The 14,919-nt window shown below is 34.4% G+C and carries 16 protein-coding genes; 7 read left to right on the forward strand and 9 right to left on the reverse strand.

The annotated features are described in order from the left end of the window. Positions 1 to 81 precede the first annotated feature (81 nt). Positions 82 to 288, reverse strand: coding sequence for a hypothetical protein (locus MKY08_RS11725; protein ID WP_025219612.1), 207 nt, complete (start codon positions 286 to 288; stop codon positions 82 to 84). A 181-nt stretch (positions 289 to 469) separates the two neighbouring features. Here MKY08_RS11725 and MKY08_RS11730 point away from each other — a divergent pair, with 181 nt between their 5' ends. After that, the gene (locus MKY08_RS11730; RefSeq protein ID WP_069512375.1) at positions 470 to 1,009 is read left to right on the forward strand and encodes a hypothetical protein; all 540 of its coding nucleotides are present in this window, start codon (positions 470 to 472) and stop codon (positions 1,007 to 1,009) included. A gap of 37 nt (positions 1,010 to 1,046) precedes the next feature. Here the strand turns inward: MKY08_RS11730 and MKY08_RS11735 are convergent, their stop codons facing one another. From MKY08_RS11735 to MKY08_RS11745, 3 genes are all read right to left on the reverse strand, one after another. Then, positions 1,047 to 1,247, reverse strand: a complete 201-nt coding sequence (locus MKY08_RS11735; RefSeq protein ID WP_069512373.1) for a hypothetical protein — start codon at positions 1,245 to 1,247, stop codon at positions 1,047 to 1,049. A gap of 171 nt (positions 1,248 to 1,418) precedes the next feature. Next, positions 1,419 to 2,396: a thymidylate synthase gene (locus MKY08_RS11740; RefSeq protein ID WP_069512371.1), complete on the reverse strand. Its 978-nt coding sequence runs from the start codon at positions 2,394 to 2,396 to the stop codon at positions 1,419 to 1,421. A gap of 135 nt (positions 2,397 to 2,531) precedes the next feature. Next, entirely contained in the window at positions 2,532 to 3,455 is a 924-nt protein-coding gene (locus MKY08_RS11745; RefSeq protein WP_069512369.1) for a hypothetical protein, read from the reverse strand. A gap of 215 nt (positions 3,456 to 3,670) precedes the next feature. On the opposite strand from MKY08_RS11745, the gene MKY08_RS11750 reads away from it, so the two are divergent. The 3 genes from MKY08_RS11750 (at position 3,671) to MKY08_RS11760 (ending at position 7,076) form a co-directional block, all read left to right on the forward strand. After that, positions 3,671 to 5,866, forward strand: coding sequence for an ATP-binding protein (locus MKY08_RS11750; protein WP_069512367.1), 2,196 nt, complete (start codon positions 3,671 to 3,673; stop codon positions 5,864 to 5,866). Next, a complete protein-coding gene (locus MKY08_RS11755) occupies positions 5,863 to 6,489 on the forward strand; it encodes a response regulator transcription factor (protein ID WP_069512365.1) in 627 nt (208 codons plus the stop codon). Before MKY08_RS11750 ends, MKY08_RS11755 begins: the two co-directional genes overlap by 4 nt. A gap of 386 nt (positions 6,490 to 6,875) precedes the next feature. Continuing rightward, positions 6,876 to 7,076 (forward strand): cold-shock protein, encoded by a 201-nt coding sequence (locus MKY08_RS11760; protein ID WP_010859201.1) that lies wholly within the window; start codon positions 6,876 to 6,878, stop codon positions 7,074 to 7,076. Positions 7,077 to 7,150: 74 nt separating this feature from the next. Here MKY08_RS11760 and ccsB read toward each other — a convergent pair whose 3' ends face one another. The 3 genes from ccsB to MKY08_RS11775 form a co-directional block, all read right to left on the reverse strand. After that, on the reverse strand, positions 7,151 to 8,320 hold the full coding sequence (gene ccsB, locus MKY08_RS11765; protein WP_069512363.1) for a c-type cytochrome biogenesis protein CcsB: 1,170 nt from the start codon (positions 8,318 to 8,320) through the stop codon (positions 7,151 to 7,153). A 199-nt stretch (positions 8,321 to 8,519) separates the two neighbouring features. Then, positions 8,520 to 8,942, reverse strand: coding sequence for a GNAT family N-acetyltransferase (locus MKY08_RS11770; RefSeq protein WP_069512358.1), 423 nt, complete (start codon positions 8,940 to 8,942; stop codon positions 8,520 to 8,522). Positions 8,943 to 8,953: 11 nt separating this feature from the next. Continuing rightward, entirely contained in the window at positions 8,954 to 9,433 is a 480-nt protein-coding gene (locus tag MKY08_RS11775) for a GNAT family protein (RefSeq protein WP_069512356.1), read from the reverse strand. Between the two features lie 281 nt (positions 9,434 to 9,714). Between MKY08_RS11775 and MKY08_RS11780 the strand changes: the two genes are divergently transcribed. The 3 genes from MKY08_RS11780 (at position 9,715) to MKY08_RS11790 (ending at position 11,664) form a co-directional block, all read left to right on the forward strand. Beyond that, a complete protein-coding gene (locus MKY08_RS11780; protein ID WP_069512353.1) occupies positions 9,715 to 10,269 on the forward strand; it encodes a GNAT family protein in 555 nt (184 codons plus the stop codon). Positions 10,270 to 10,795: 526 nt separating this feature from the next. After that, positions 10,796 to 10,960 carry an aspartyl-phosphate phosphatase Spo0E family protein gene (locus MKY08_RS11785; RefSeq protein ID WP_024364089.1) on the forward strand — a complete coding sequence of 55 codons (165 nt, stop codon included), beginning with the start codon at positions 10,796 to 10,798 and terminating at the stop codon, positions 10,958 to 10,960. Positions 10,961 to 11,181: 221 nt separating this feature from the next. Further along, positions 11,182 to 11,664, forward strand: coding sequence for a hypothetical protein (locus MKY08_RS11790; protein ID WP_069512352.1), 483 nt, complete (start codon positions 11,182 to 11,184; stop codon positions 11,662 to 11,664). A gap of 187 nt (positions 11,665 to 11,851) precedes the next feature. On the opposite strand, the gene thrS is transcribed toward MKY08_RS11790, so the two are convergent. Next, positions 11,852 to 13,774, reverse strand: coding sequence for a threonine--tRNA ligase (gene thrS, locus MKY08_RS11795; RefSeq protein ID WP_069512350.1), 1,923 nt, complete (start codon positions 13,772 to 13,774; stop codon positions 11,852 to 11,854). 492 nt (positions 13,775 to 14,266) lie between these two features. Beyond that, the gene (locus MKY08_RS11800) at positions 14,267 to 14,776 is read right to left on the reverse strand and encodes a hypothetical protein (protein WP_069512348.1); all 510 of its coding nucleotides are present in this window, start codon (positions 14,774 to 14,776) and stop codon (positions 14,267 to 14,269) included. Between the last annotated feature and the right edge of the window lie 143 nt (positions 14,777 to 14,919).

Raw genomic sequence — 14,919 nt, forward strand, 5'->3', positions numbered from 1 at the left:
GTTACAGGTTGAGATAATCGCAAGTCATATGCTCATATCTTAACCTGTTCATTATTCACAAAAATACACCCGCTATCGAATTTAAATTTTTGTCATATAAATAACGAGCTCTTGTTGGATTTGACCATTTTCTTCATAAAAATCTAGATTATGAAATTCATATTTATAATGACCAACGGGGAACGTTACACTCTCGCCTTGAGCCGCAGCTAGTATGCCAGCCACATCATGTGATACCATCTGTAAAAGCTCTGTCCCTGTCATTGTTTCTATAAAAATTACGTTCATCTAAAAACACCTCCTTCGCCATTATAGCTTAGAAGGTGTTTGGATTTATAGTGATGATTTCTTACTACACAAGTTAGAAATCATCATCAAAATATAATCGATAGACGAGTAAAAGAAAAAAATTGATATAATTGTTTAAAGATTAAATGTGAAAACTTTTATAGACAGGAGGATATTTAGTATGAAAATCAAATTAATATTAATTGTAATATGCTCATTTTCACCATTACTATTATTAGGACTTTTCATTTACGGAAATGCTTATTATAACGACTATCATCTAAAATCATCCGAAACAACAGTGAAAGAATTTTTAGAAGAATTTATCGACAGTAGCATACAAATCATGCATTTTGAACGAATAGAAGAAACAAATATGTGGTTAGCCCAGTTGAAAATTAACGGTGATCAGTATGGTCATGCACGTTTTAATAAAGGGTGGAATGGCAAACTTAAATTTATTTATTTAGCAACAGATCCCTCAGAAACCTATCGACAATATAAAACCAATAAAGGCAACTATGGCACATTGTATGTACACGAATTAGACAGCAATGTTGCCAAAATAAAATTGACAACAAACTGGATGAATTTTGAAAAAGAAGTCGAAGTTGATACTTCTGCACCATTTATGAAAACATTTAAACTACCTCCTAATGCAGAAGATACGTTTCCTGCAATATTTACTTTTTATGATAAAACTGGAAAAGAGTTAAGGTAATTAGCGTTGTATTCATCTTTCGAAGGCGCTTACATTTTTATTTATAACCATTCAGACGGATTTCCTCAATAATTTGCATCATTTTTACTAATTGTTCTTGTGTTAATGTAGTGGTAATAGCTGGACTATCCTGTTGAGGCTGCTGATCTTTTCGGGACGAGGACTCCCCTTGTATATTTTCACGCAATCGAAAAAACTTTGCTTTTGTTGTACTTTGCAGCACTATTCTTTCTCTCAACCCAGCCACCCCTAAAGCTTTTATTAGAAAAAATACCTTATAATACCATAAATACTATAATAGAAGGCACCTATCGAAACATCCACCAACTTGCCTATTTATCAAAATAGATTATTTGGACCTAGTCCAAATAATCAAAAAAGCAGCAACCAAAATGGCTGCTGCTTTTGACTAAACCGCAATCGGTGCTTTAATTGCTGGATGTGGATTATAGCCCTCGATGGATAAATCCTCAAGTTCTATATCAAAAATCGACGTTTTATTCGGATTTATTTTCAAGGTTGGTAGTTCCCGTGGCTCACGTGAAAGCTGTTCTTTCACTTGCTCCACATGATTTGCATAAATGTGTGCATCGCCAATACTATGAATAAATTCGCCGACTTCAAGCCCACATTCATGGGCAATTAAATGTGTTAATAATGCATAAGAGGCAATATTGAAAGGACAGCCGAGCAATGTATCTAGACTACGTTGCATTAATTGGCAGCTTAATTTGCCCTCTGCCACATAAAATTGAAACATAACATGGCAAGGTGGTAAAGCCGCTTTGCTTCCTTTTGCACCTGCATTAATAACATCTTCAGGGTTCCATGCATTGACAATAATACGACGTGAGTCTGGATTATGCTTAATTTGGTGAATAACATCTTGTAATTGATCAAGACTTTCCCCGTTTGACGTTGTCCAATTGCGCCATTGCTTGCCATAGACATTCCCAAGATCGCCGTACTTTCTTGCAAAATCATCATCTATTAAAATACGGTCGCAAAATGATGCGAGCTCAGCTTGGTAAACAACATTAAACGCTTCGTCCGTTAAGCATCGACGACCGAAATCCGTCATATCAGGTCCATTATATTCATCGGATTCAATCCATTTTTTAAACGCCCACTCATCCCATATATGGTTATTATGCTGTAGTAAGTAGCGAATATTTGTATCTCCTTTAATAAACCAAAGAAGCTCGCTAGCCACAAGTTTGAATGGTACGCGTTTAGTCGTTAAAAGTGGAAAGCCTTGACTTAAGTCAAAACGCATTTGATGGCCAAAGATGCTATACGTACCTGTCCCCGTACGGTCCTCTTTTTTAATTCCATTTTCTAAAATATGTTGTAGTAAATTTAAATACGCAGTCTCTGGATGCGTCAATTTGTCACCAGCTCCTTCAAATATGCTGTTGACCATTATACCATCTAATATTGAGGAGTGAACGTCGAATTACAAAAACAAACTACTTTCCAACAGCTACATCGCAATTTTTGTATCAATGACAAACAAACGATACTATTCTAAGTGTGAACCCATTTTATTATGTTGTAATTCTTTTGCTATTTCATTTTCTGTCGGAACAAAAAACATCGGCAACAAAATAATTGTAAAAAGAATTGGCCCAATAATAAACAACAAATCAATGCCAGGACTAAAGTAAAGGCCAAATGCTGTTAGCAGTCCAGACATAACTAAATATATTATTTGCACAATAACAATAAATAAAGGAATGATTTGGTACATATAATTTAGTTTTCTAAATTGATGCATTTCTTCAGGGTGTTGGATGATTCGTTTTTTTAAACGTCTCGATAAAATCAAGCATGCAAAAATTTGAACAATAATAAAGCTAAAATACATGACACTGCGTAACAACATTTGACGCTTAGCGATTGCACCATCAAAATGGGCAACTCGTTGTTGCAACAATTCGTTAACAGCCCCATTGTAGACATATTCACTTTCACTCATAAAAGTCAGTGGCTGAACAAATCCAAGTGTTGCCCACTCTTTTGCGTTTACTTGCCAATTCATTAATTTACTAGCCATAATACGTAATTGAATCGCTTCATCTTCACGAAACATCCCTACTAAAGTGCGATATGGAATAGATATCTTCAAATGACCATCTTGTTTTTCTTGAAATAAATCCTCGATAAAAAATGTATACGCTACATTCGAATGATTCGTTTCAACATGACCACCTTGCACTTTCCAATGGCTAGCTAAGGAAGATTCGATATCATTTTGCATTTCATAATAAGGTGTATCATTATGTAACTGTTTCGGAATCTTATAGACAAAATGATTGTCACTTCCAATGATACAAATATCCACTTCTATTGCATCTTTATTTAAAGTTTGAGCAAATGTCGTTTTGGGATACGCCAATATGGCGACTTGGAAAATTAGGATGAGTGACAGCACACTCCATTTCACAAAGTGCTCCCCCTTTCCGTCACTTAGGCTAGATTCACATTATCACAGCTTATACCGAAAATACTATTTCGTTATTCCGAAAAAATGTTAGTGGTTTTCCGAAACACTTTATTTCGGTATTCCAAAAAAATTAAAAATTATGGATAATATAGTATATACTTCATGATGAAACGGAGCACTATAACTATGATTATGAAAATTAAAGAGCGTCTTTTATGAGCAAATTAACTTTTAGTATTTTTTTAACATATTTACTTCTTGGCATTTATGTATTGGGTGTTGCCATTCGTGGTCCTTATATTAGTATTTTAGTTGATACGTCCAATACACTACCTGTTATTATTCATCCTTATTATTCAGAATGGGCTCAACAAAAAAAGATTGAGCAAGGTGATATTATCCTTTCCATCAATCAAAAGCCCGCTAAAGGTTTTGGCTCTTCTCAAACAGATACTTATATTACAACCGCGAAAGAGCTAACACTTCTAAAACCTGATGGTACTGTTCAAACAATCCAAATTAAACATCGGGATTTACCTGAAGAGTTATATTTACATATTGTTTTTCCGATGTTTTATTTCATCCTTTGTTTAAGCGTTGCCATCTATTTATGGCAGCGAAATAACCATACTGTAATTACGAAATTACTAATGCTATTTTTATTAACCTGCTCTTTAGCTTATACAAGTGTAGGTGCATCAAGTAGAGGAAATATCATTGGCATGATTGTAAACGGAATTTGTTTAGTTTTGTGCTTAGTCCTTATCATTCATTTCCTACAACAATATTATCGTTTTTTACACATAAAATGGAAGTATATAGATGTAAAGTGGCTCTATTTTCTTCCGTTTGTTATTCTATGCTGCTATATCATTGAAATGCTCATTCCACAATTTAGGGTTATTACCCCTATCGTAACGCTCAGTCTATTTGCAGTACTGGTACTTTATGCAATCTATATATTATTAACGAGCTATCTACAAACCCGATTAGCTAAAATACGCTTAATCGCTATTTCTTGTATCGTGCCATTTTTGCCATTTCTATTGTTGTTTGTTGTACCTGAAATTTTAGGGTATAACGCGATAATACGACCTGAAATTAGTGTTTTATTTATTTTGTTTATACCTTTTTCCTTTATTTTTATTCAAGTGAACGAACGCTTATTTGATATTGAATACCAATTATCTCGTTTTCGCTATTATTCATCACTCGCTTTTTTCAGTTCATTCATTTTATCGTCTTTATTAGCAATCTTGTTTTTGGACCAACTTTCAATAGAATTGATGATTGTTGTCTTTCTCATTATTTTTATTGGTTTTATAGCCAGTTTTTATGTAAAAGAACAACTTGACTTTAAACATCGAAAAATTATATTTTCATCATCTGGTGATTATGTCCATAATTTATATGCAGCAGTTAAACGGATTAGTAAAGCTAAAAGCCAACAGGAATTACTTTCAAGTCTCAAATATGAAATTACCGAAAAACTCGGGACAACTGCATTTACGCTTGAAACAATCATGGAAGATGTCCCATTTTCTCGCGGTGAAATTCAAGTAGAGAGCCAACTGACACAACTTCTGATCCATGATACAGTAGATGAAAAGATTCTTATACGAATTAGACACACTTTACAAAAAGAAGAACTTCTATGGTTGGAGTTACTAGCATTATACGTCTCTATGTTTATTGATAATTTAAAACTAATTGAAGATTTAGTAAGAGATATTCAGCATATGAAAGATACGCATAACACTCAACTTCCTTGGCTTGATAAATTATTATGGAATATTATTGAGAAAGAAAAGAGTATTTTAGCACAGGAATTACATGACACTATTTTACAGGAGCAATTACATTTAGCGAGAGAATTAGATGTTATTGCTAGCTCTCCTATTATTGAAGAAAAAAAAGTATTAGATATTCGGGAACAACTGTTAAATGCCTCCAAAGATTTACGGGAGTATTGCGAAAATCTGAGCCCGCCTTTACTTGATACTTTTGGTTTAGAAATGGCATTAAAAAAACTCGTACAAAAAGTGAAAATACGTGCAAACTTTCTATTAAATACACGAATTGATCGAGTTCAGTTCCAAGATCCAACTTTACATTTAGTTGTCTATCGCCTAGTTCAAGAACTGTTAAATAACGCTATTAAACATGCCGATGCATCTAAAGTTTCACTTAAACTACTTGCAATAAACCACGGTTTTGTTCTCCAATACGACGATAATGGTATCGGCTGTAATATTGAAGATTTAATGCAATCCTCCGCTTCTATGGGCATTAATGGCATTCGAGAACGTGTTCGGGCCTTTAACGGAGATATGACCATTACCTCCAAACCAAATGATGGCATGCATATTTATATTCAAATTCAAGAGGAATGTGAGGAACCATACAAATGATTGAAATATTGATTGTAGATGATCATCCTGTCGTTTTAGACGGAACAAAAACATTATTACAAGATCTAGAAAATGTCCATATTGAAACAGAACAAGAAAGCGCCAATGTACTGGCTAGAATGGAATCACACCCCTTTCAGCTCTATTTAATTGATATTAATATGAAACCTTTAAACGGCATTCAACTGGCTGAAATGATTAAGAAACAACAACCTGAAGCGCTAATTATTCTTTATACAGGCTATGAGTTATCCGATTATTACGAGCTTCTTGTAGAAAAAAAAGTAGATGGACTTTTATCGAAGCTCGCTACAAAAGAACAGGTAATTCAAACAATCCAAGCCACTTTGCGGGGGGAAATTTTATTATCAGCAGATTTTTTAGACTTTGTCCAACAGCACTCGAATCGTTCCAATGCTAAGCAGGAAGTATTACTAAGTCATAAAGAACAGGAAATTTTACAACTGGTCGCACAAGGATGTACCAATAAAGCTATTGCCTCTGCAATAGGCGTTACCCAGCGTACAGTGGAAAATTATTTATCCAAACTCTTTGTCAGATTACATGTGGAATCACGTGCAGAAGCAGTGATTGTTGCCAAAGAAAAAGCATGGATCGACTAATTAATCGGTGACCATCACTCGGATTTTTCCAATAACTTCTACATGTCATTTATAAAGTTACACCAGAAGTCGAATAAATGGTAATATTAAACGATTTTCAGTATTTTTTTAATATATTAAGCACTATATACCTTTATTTTTTAGCATTTTTTTTAATCATTATAGTTAAAAACGATATTATGTAATTTTTTCTTACTAAAAAACGGCATTTGCTGGATAAATGTATGAATCTGTTATATAATGAAAGTAATAATTAAATTGCTTCATCGTAAACAATGAAACCACGTATTCAATAGTAACGTGTTCTAGCGAGCTTCTGATTATGGTATTATTTTATACTGATTGAAGGAATATGATTGTTGAATTTATTTTTGGAGGTTTTTTAAATGACTCAAGGTACAGTAAAATGGTTTAACGCAGAAAAAGGTTTTGGCTTCATCGAAGTAGAAGGTGGAAACGATGTATTCGTACACTTCTCTGCTATCCAATCTGAAGGTTTCAAAACACTTGAAGAAGGACAAAAAGTAGAATTCGGCGTTGAAGAAGGTAACCGTGGCCCTCAAGCTACAAACGTTGTAAAACTTTAATTCTCGTTCAAGAATTAACAGTTCAAAGTCCAAGAGACATCCTTTCCGGATGTCTCTTTTCATTTCCTTATTTTTTATGCGTATGAATGTAGACCAGCAATGACTAAATTGACGAAAACTTGATTAAAGACAATGATGCCAAAGCCAACAATAGATAGCCAGGCTGTTTTCTCCCCTTCCCATCCCTTTGACAGACGAAGATGTAGAAAAGCTGCATAAAATAAAAACGTAATGAGCGCCCAGACTTCTTTTGGGTCCCACCCCCAATACCTTCCCCATGCAATTTGTGCCCAAATCATAGCAAATAATAAACCGCCTAAGGCAAACAATGGGAAGCCAATCACTACCGCCCGATATGAAATTTCGTCCATTAAAGCTGATTGTACAAGGCTTGTTAATGGTTTTAATAGCACGATGAGTGGCTTTCTAAAGAACAGTCGGATGGCACCATACAAGATGGTTCCTACAATAAATGCCCATACGATGGAATTTAACTTTTTGGCATCGATTGATGGCGTAATCTTCAACCAGCCGATTGTCTCTCCACTTTCTGTGACCGCTCCTTTATTAACAATCAGTGGTGTCATCGTATAGACTGCCTTTTCCTTCACATCTTGAGCATTTTCAAATTGAATGTGTACTTCTTCCGTCGTTACACTAAATACCGTTGCTGCAGCACTAAATCCAATTACCACAATCAAACAGTACATAACGAACTCTAACGCAACGGTACTCCTCGTCCTTTTATGAACATTCAAAGATTTCAGTAAATAGATAATACCTGTTGCAAATGATATCGATAAAATAGCACTTGAAAATGCTACTGTCATAACATGAATTGTTAACCAGTTACTTTGCAACGAAGGTACAAGGGGTCTCATTTCATTTGTAAAAACACTTCCATAGCCCAAAATAATTAGGACCACTGGAATTACAAATAACCCTACGACAATTTGTTTATATAAGTAATGAATAATTAGAAAGCTAGCTGTTAGCATAATGCCAAAAAACGTCATAAACTCATACATATTACTAACAGGTGCATGATCGACTGCAATCCATCTTAAAATAAAATACACTAATTGCAAGATGAAAGCAGAATATGTAAGTATAAGACCCAGTCTCCTAAACGAACGCCGTGCAGATTTTACTGCTAATCCAAACGGTAAAATCGCAATTAACAGCAAGATAAAAGCAAAAAATAACGAAGTCCCACTCAAGCTTATTAAATTTTCAGTACTCAACACAATGACCTCCAACATCCTTTTTTTGTAGAAGCTGTAAATTGCTTCTCCATAATAGAACGTCACGCCAAACATTTAGTGCCCTTTTTGAAGCGTATCTTTCCTAATTAATAGCTAATGTTACAAAATTATGACAGAGAAAAAGGGAGAAAATTACGCTAGTCCCCCCTCATGTCCATGAATAAGAATACAAAGATTGCTATTTTAATGTAAAGTAAATAATTTCTGGATCATCGTCATCTAAGTTTTCTATATAGCCACTTCTTTTAAATCCTGTAGCCTTCAATACGTTTTGCATCTTTGTATTGGAACGATTCGTTGAAGAGAAAATTTTGGCAGTGGGTGCTCTTTCAATAAAATCTACTAATAGTGCTGTAGCAACGCCTTTTCTACGTTCAGACGGTTTGACTATAACTAATGAAATAAAACTACAATCAAAGAAATCTGTTGTAAAAATTAAAAATCCTGCAATACAACTTTGTATTTTGTATATCATGCATCGTCTTTCTAATATTGCATGCTTAATGCAATCACTTCTTGAATAGTCGCCTATTACTTCTTTATCCAATACACAGAGATGAGTGAAGTGTTCCATACTTGCTTCTATTATGTACATCTGCATTCCTCCTCATTTCAATGATCACTTTGTAAATCATAGCTCATCACTTTCAACTCGCTTTTGATGCCTACTGCACATATGCCTTCATCGATAAAGCCGCATGTTTTATAGAGCGCCTGAGCTGCTGTATTCGGAACATTAACACCTAACACTAATTCATTGATTGTAGGAAAATGTAGTCGTACAAAAGTAGGCAATAATTGTAATGCTTCTTTGGCATACCCTTTTCCTTGTTCATGCATATCTGTTGAAAATCCACGAATTAAAATGGCTTGGTTATTTTCTGAATAAGGTTTTACTCCTTCATTTTCGTGAAGAACAAAAAAAGTGACAAGCTTCTCACCTTTCATCGCTAAAATGGCATGCCGATTGATATCTGTTTCAGAGAGTTTAAGACTTGCCATTGGTGACATTGTATAGAGAAGTTGCACCTGTGATAACATATATTGTTCAACTAATGAATAATCTGATGGTTCATAAAACTTTAAGCGCATTATACCCCTCCCCTTCTGCCAACTGGCATATTATTTATCATTAAATTTTAACATATTTTAGAAATCACTAGCAGAGCCCAACCATCATGTGACAGGGGTTCGATTGCATTTTATTTTTACATGTAATTACTTATTATTCCAAACTATGCTATTATTATACTATTCAAATGAAAGGAGCTGTGAATATGATTGTAATCAATGCAGTAGATACGTTGATTGAAAAAAACTAATTTTCAAAGGGATAGTACACAAACTGCACCCTTAGATAAGGGAGATTTTATATGGAACATTATTTTAAAGATTTTCTAAATGGACAATCAATTATATTAAAACAAATGGCATCCTCTGATTTAGAAGCGTTTATAAACGTGGAGAATGAAAAACCTACTTTATTACTTGCTAATGACGAGATTCCATTCCCACATACAGTTGAAGACCATTCTTCATTCTTTCGAAGTATTAGTGGAAAAAAAGAAGAATTTTTCTTCGGCATTTTTGAAAAGACGACGCAACAGCTTATTGGGTCATGTGGTGTATATTCGATCAATTGGACTAACAGCACTTGCTTAGTAGGCATATCATTAAGTGAAAAATGGCAAGGTAAAGGATTAGGAACGGATGCGATGCAAACACTTATCACCTTCATTTTCGATTACATTGCAATCAACAAAATTAAACTACAAGTGTTTAGCTTTAATGTAGGCGCCATTCGCTCTTATGAAAAATGTGGCTTTACAAAGGAAGGTATACTCCGGAATGAAATTTTCCGCTTTGGCAAATTTCACGATATTATCTTATTTGGCCTATTACGTGAAGAGTGGCCACCACGTAGCTAAAAAAGCGCACACATTCAAAATAATGAATGTGTGCGTTACTCATTTGCTACCTATCCTATTTTGAGCATTTCGATTCCTGAGACTTGTGTTTATAAACTAATCAGTTCAATAGTTAAAAAAGAAAAATCCCTAATAATTAAACAGCAAATAATAGGATTTGATAAATTGCGACAATATATAAACGGATGTAACTATTAGCAATTTCTTTTCTAGGTAGGAAGAAGAATTCAACTAGTAAAAAAGGCATGCATCGTACGCGTTTAGTTCTTAACGAATTCTTAAAGAAAAACTCGTTATACTCGCTAATTATGTAACTTAAAAGCTAAAAAAATGGAGAAATGAAACTAGTCTATCATTTATTATTATGATCCATACATAGACTTATATGTGACTAAATTACGAATTTCATTTCCTATACACAATGTGACAATTTTTTTGTTTTAACTGATATACAATGAAAAAGCTGAATCGAAGCCATGAGAATTTTAAATCAAGAATATGTAGAAAAAATTAGGAGGAGAAAAAGTTGGTAAATTTATTGTTTAAACAATTCTTGAAGTTTGAAATCGAGATTAAAAGGAGAATTATGTATAAAAAGGCAAAAGATTTAGGATTTACACACCCTGCTGTAGTAGATTATAGCCAAGAGCTAGATGTGTTACTAAACAGATATTTTAAACAAGCTTCCTAAAAAAGGAGGAGTAGTTATAAATAAATTTTATAAAAAACGCGTATTTTGGATAAAACCAGTCAAAAAGAAGACTTTCTTGGCTGGTTTTTCATTCAATTTCTTCACTTGTTAAAAAGCTACGTTGCCTTTTCCTTGGTATTCTTTCTATTATTGTCATACAACGTATATATAACAAGAAATTGGTAAATCTACCTATAACGCTAATTATAGGAGGCCAAATTATGCAAGTATTACTTTTAACCTTGGTCGTTTTATCTAATCTATTTTCACACTCACAGCCTATACCAAAAGAGTCGACAGCTACTATTTGTGAACCAATCACAACAACAAACACTACGCTAAAATACCCTAGTAATCACTTTCAAACTTTTCTTGTAGAAGACGATTTTTATAAACAATTAGATAAATCACTCTATGAAGAGTATCATGGTGCAACATTCAGCATGCGTGAAAAAATATTATTTAAAGACGTGCCAAAAACTCGGGAATTTTTTAATACGAAAACAAATACTGTCAGTCAAGAAATGGATCTCTCCAATCACACAATGATTCATCCAAACAGACAAGTATATTTTTTGGCTTCCTATCGTCAACATGCACAAGAAGAATTTTATAAATATGCAGTGATTGATGCAGAAACAAAAAATTTACTTATTGGGGGAAGTACCTACACACCAATAATAAAATCTACCAATACTCAATAATAATAAATGAAATAATCTTCTATCTACACTATATAATATGCATGAAAAAACATATCTAGAAGTAACGATTATACTTTTGTATCTATCTATTCGAAAATTTTCACTTTATTACATGTGCATACTAAATCATTTTATCCAAAATAATAAAAGCCTGATTGAACTATCTTATCAGGCTTCCATTTTACGTTTATTTATTAGGTAACGCTTTTTCGTTAATTTCGAGCTTAATTTCTTCAATAAATTGCTGTAACGGTTGTTCTTTCAACACTTGTTGACCATAGTTCCGCACTGTTACACTTTGATTGTCGCATTCATGATCGCCCAATACGAGAATATACGGTATTTTTTTTAGTTGAGCTTCTCTAATTTTTTTCCCTAGCTTTTCCTGTCGGTTATCTTCACGTACCCGTATTTGTTCTTTTTCAAGTGCTTGCACTACCCGTTGAACATACTCTTGGTGCATCTTAGCCACCCCTATTACGATAACTTGTTGTGGTGCTAACCACGTCGGAAATGCTCCACCAAAATGTTCAATTAAAATACCTAAAAAGCGATCAATTGAACCAAATACAGCGCGATGAATTACGACAGGTCTTACTTTTTCGTTTTGTTCGTTTAAATAGGTTAAATCGAATTTCTCAGGCAGTTGGAAATCCAGTTGAATTGTTGCACATTGATGACTTCGTTTAATAGCATCCTTTATATGAATGTCTATTTTAGGGCCGTAAAATGCTCCGTCTCCTTCCTTTATTTTATAAGAATAACCCGCATTTTTTAGGACATTTTCCAATGCCGATTCCGCTTCATCCCAAAGCTGAATATGCCCCATAAAATCAGCAGGACGCGTCGACAATTCAATTTCGTATTGGAAACCAAATACTTGATATATATGATCAATGATTCGCAACGCTAATATGATTTCATCTTCTATTTGCTGTGGTGTGACAAAAATATGGGCATCATCTTGGCAAAAAGTTCGAACTCGTAGCAGTCCATTTAATGCTCCGCTAAACTCATGTCGATGCACTTGTCCAAATTCCGCCATACGAATCGGTAAATCTCTGTATGAGTGTCTTTCATTTTTAAATATCAGCATATGCCCTGGACAGTTCATAGGTTTCAATGCAAAGCTTTGTGCATCTACTTGTGTAAAGTACATATTTTCTTTATAGTGCTCCCAATGACCTGATTGTTCCCAGAGACGCTGGTTCATCATAAAAGGTGTACGAACCTCTTGATAATCATATTTCGTTTGGAGATACCGTAAAAAGGATTCTAATTCACTTCGGAGTATTTGACCATTTGCTAGGTAAAATGGCATACCTGGTGCTTCTTCTGAAAACATAAATAATTCGAGCTCTTTTCCTAATTTACGATGATTGCGTTTATCTGCTTCTTGTAAAAATATAAAGTAATCTTGTAATGCTTCTTTTGTAGCAAATGCAACACCATAAATTCGCTGAAGCATTTGATTTTGGCTATCGCCGCGCCAGTATGCCCCTGATACATGCATTAATTGAAAGTGTTGTAATTTACCAGTTGAGGATACATGCGGTCCACGACATAAATCATAAAAATCACCTTGCTCATAAAGCGTTATTAGGTCATCTTCTGGAATATCATCTAGTAATGCTAATTTCAGTTTATCATGTTGAAACAAACGTTTTGCCTCTTCACGTGTTAGTTCTTTTCGTTGTATTTGAATGTTTTCTTGCACAATACGATTCATCATTTTTTCTATTTTTTGCAAGTCTGCTGGTACAAGAGAATGTGATAATTCGATATCATAATAATAACCGTTTTCGATTACTGGTCCTACGCCAAATTGTGCTTCTGGATATAAGCGTTTAATCGCTTGTGCTAATAAATGAGCTGTGGAATGACGAATAACCTCCATTCCTTCGTGTGTGCTAGCATCAAATAGGTTGATTTGGGCATCTGCCAAAATCGGGCGCGTCAAATCAGTGATGGTTCCGTTGACACTTCCTACAATTGCTTTTTTGCGCAGCGCTGGACTAATCGCCTGTGCAATGTCGGTTAGTGTAACACCTTTTGTAAATAGTTGTTGCTTTCCATCTGGAAACTGAATGTTGATAACTTGATTTGACATGATCTTTTCTCCTTTACTGAAAAATTAAAAAAGCACATATCCGTCCCAAAAATAGGGACGAGTATGTGTCATTTACCCGTGGTTCCACCCAAATTCCCACTAGATGCACTAGCGGCTCATTGTCTTTGCAGTAACGTTGCAAATAACGGTGCAAGTTTCCTAGCACTGCTCAAAGGTAGTAAGAATTGACGCTGCATTAGGAAGTTTTCAGCCTAGGCTTCCCTCTCTGTAAATCGTTCATCAAAACTCTCGTCCTTATCATAGCTGTTTTCATGGTTTCATGAAATTGGTATTCACCATATCGGACATCTCAAAAGTTGTCAATAATTGAAAAAGATTTTTTCCATTATCGAAATGCCCTAAATATTGGAGTACCTGCATGTAAAACGCATACATTTTTTCCAAAAAAATTTTTTATCGTCTTGTCTTTACGCATTTTCTTAAACAAAAAGCTACTCATAAGTTTTAATCCTTATGAATAGCTTTTCTAATTTAAATATGGTTCACTATTACTTCATTATGCCAACTGATAGAATCTGATAATTGATAGGAAACTAAGTTAGCTGTTACAACTAACATCACGCCTGCTCTTGATAACATGGTCTGTGTCGGTTTTTCTAACACTAAAACGACGTAACCCTCACCGCTCCCTTGTTCATCTATCGCATTTGTCGCATCTATTTCAAAAGTAGTATACTTATCTTCTGTCAAAGTAGGGATCCGTTCTTCTCGATAGCACCCATGTTCTTTCAAATTGTAGCTAACAGGCATCCAGCCTTCTGACCAATCAATGCTACCGATAATTGCTTTTCTTTTGTTAGCTAGTTTGCCAATCGAAAATGTAAAGTAGATTCTCATAATTGCTTGATCTAATTCATTTTTCCCTTCACATATCGCTTCAACTTGTAGCCTTATATCACCTTTGGACTGTTTTCGAACAATTATGAAGATGGACACTAAACTACTAATAACAGCCATGATGCTAACAATTACTAAACCCATTAGACCCCTCCTATCATTCCAATAACTATTACAATCAGATTACCACAATTTAGGAATAATAGGTTTTTTTCACCAAACAATCTTATGAAAAGACAATCGCCAAATAGATATGACAAAATTTGAGAAAAAACAATTGGGTGAAC

The sequence above is a fragment of the Lysinibacillus sp. FSL M8-0337 genome (assembly GCF_038593855.1).
In the GTDB taxonomy this organism is placed as follows: domain Bacteria; phylum Bacillota; class Bacilli; order Bacillales_A; family Planococcaceae; genus Lysinibacillus; species Lysinibacillus sphaericus_D.

Coding starts and splice junctions, on each gene's coding strand:
- MKY08_RS11725 (WP_025219612.1), bottom strand. CDS start 288: ATGAACGTAATTTTTATAGAAACAATGACAGGGACAGAGCTTTTACAG.
- MKY08_RS11730 (WP_069512375.1), top strand. CDS start 470: ATGAAAATCAAATTAATATTAATTGTAATATGCTCATTTTCACCATTA.
- MKY08_RS11750 (WP_069512367.1), top strand. CDS start 3,671: ATGAGCAAATTAACTTTTAGTATTTTTTTAACATATTTACTTCTTGGC.
- MKY08_RS11755 (WP_069512365.1), top strand. CDS start 5,863: ATGATTGAAATATTGATTGTAGATGATCATCCTGTCGTTTTAGACGGA.
- MKY08_RS11760 (WP_010859201.1), top strand. CDS start 6,876: ATGACTCAAGGTACAGTAAAATGGTTTAACGCAGAAAAAGGTTTTGGC.
- MKY08_RS11770 (WP_069512358.1), bottom strand. CDS start 8,942: ATGCAGATGTACATAATAGAAGCAAGTATGGAACACTTCACTCATCTC.
- MKY08_RS11775 (WP_069512356.1), bottom strand. CDS start 9,433: ATGCGCTTAAAGTTTTATGAACCATCAGATTATTCATTAGTTGAACAA.
- MKY08_RS11780 (WP_069512353.1), top strand. CDS start 9,715: ATGGAACATTATTTTAAAGATTTTCTAAATGGACAATCAATTATATTA.
- MKY08_RS11790 (WP_069512352.1), top strand. CDS start 11,182: ATGCAAGTATTACTTTTAACCTTGGTCGTTTTATCTAATCTATTTTCA.
- thrS (WP_069512350.1), bottom strand. CDS start 13,774: ATGTCAAATCAAGTTATCAACATTCAGTTTCCAGATGGAAAGCAACAA.
- MKY08_RS11800 (WP_069512348.1), bottom strand. CDS start 14,776: ATGGGTTTAGTAATTGTTAGCATCATGGCTGTTATTAGTAGTTTAGTG.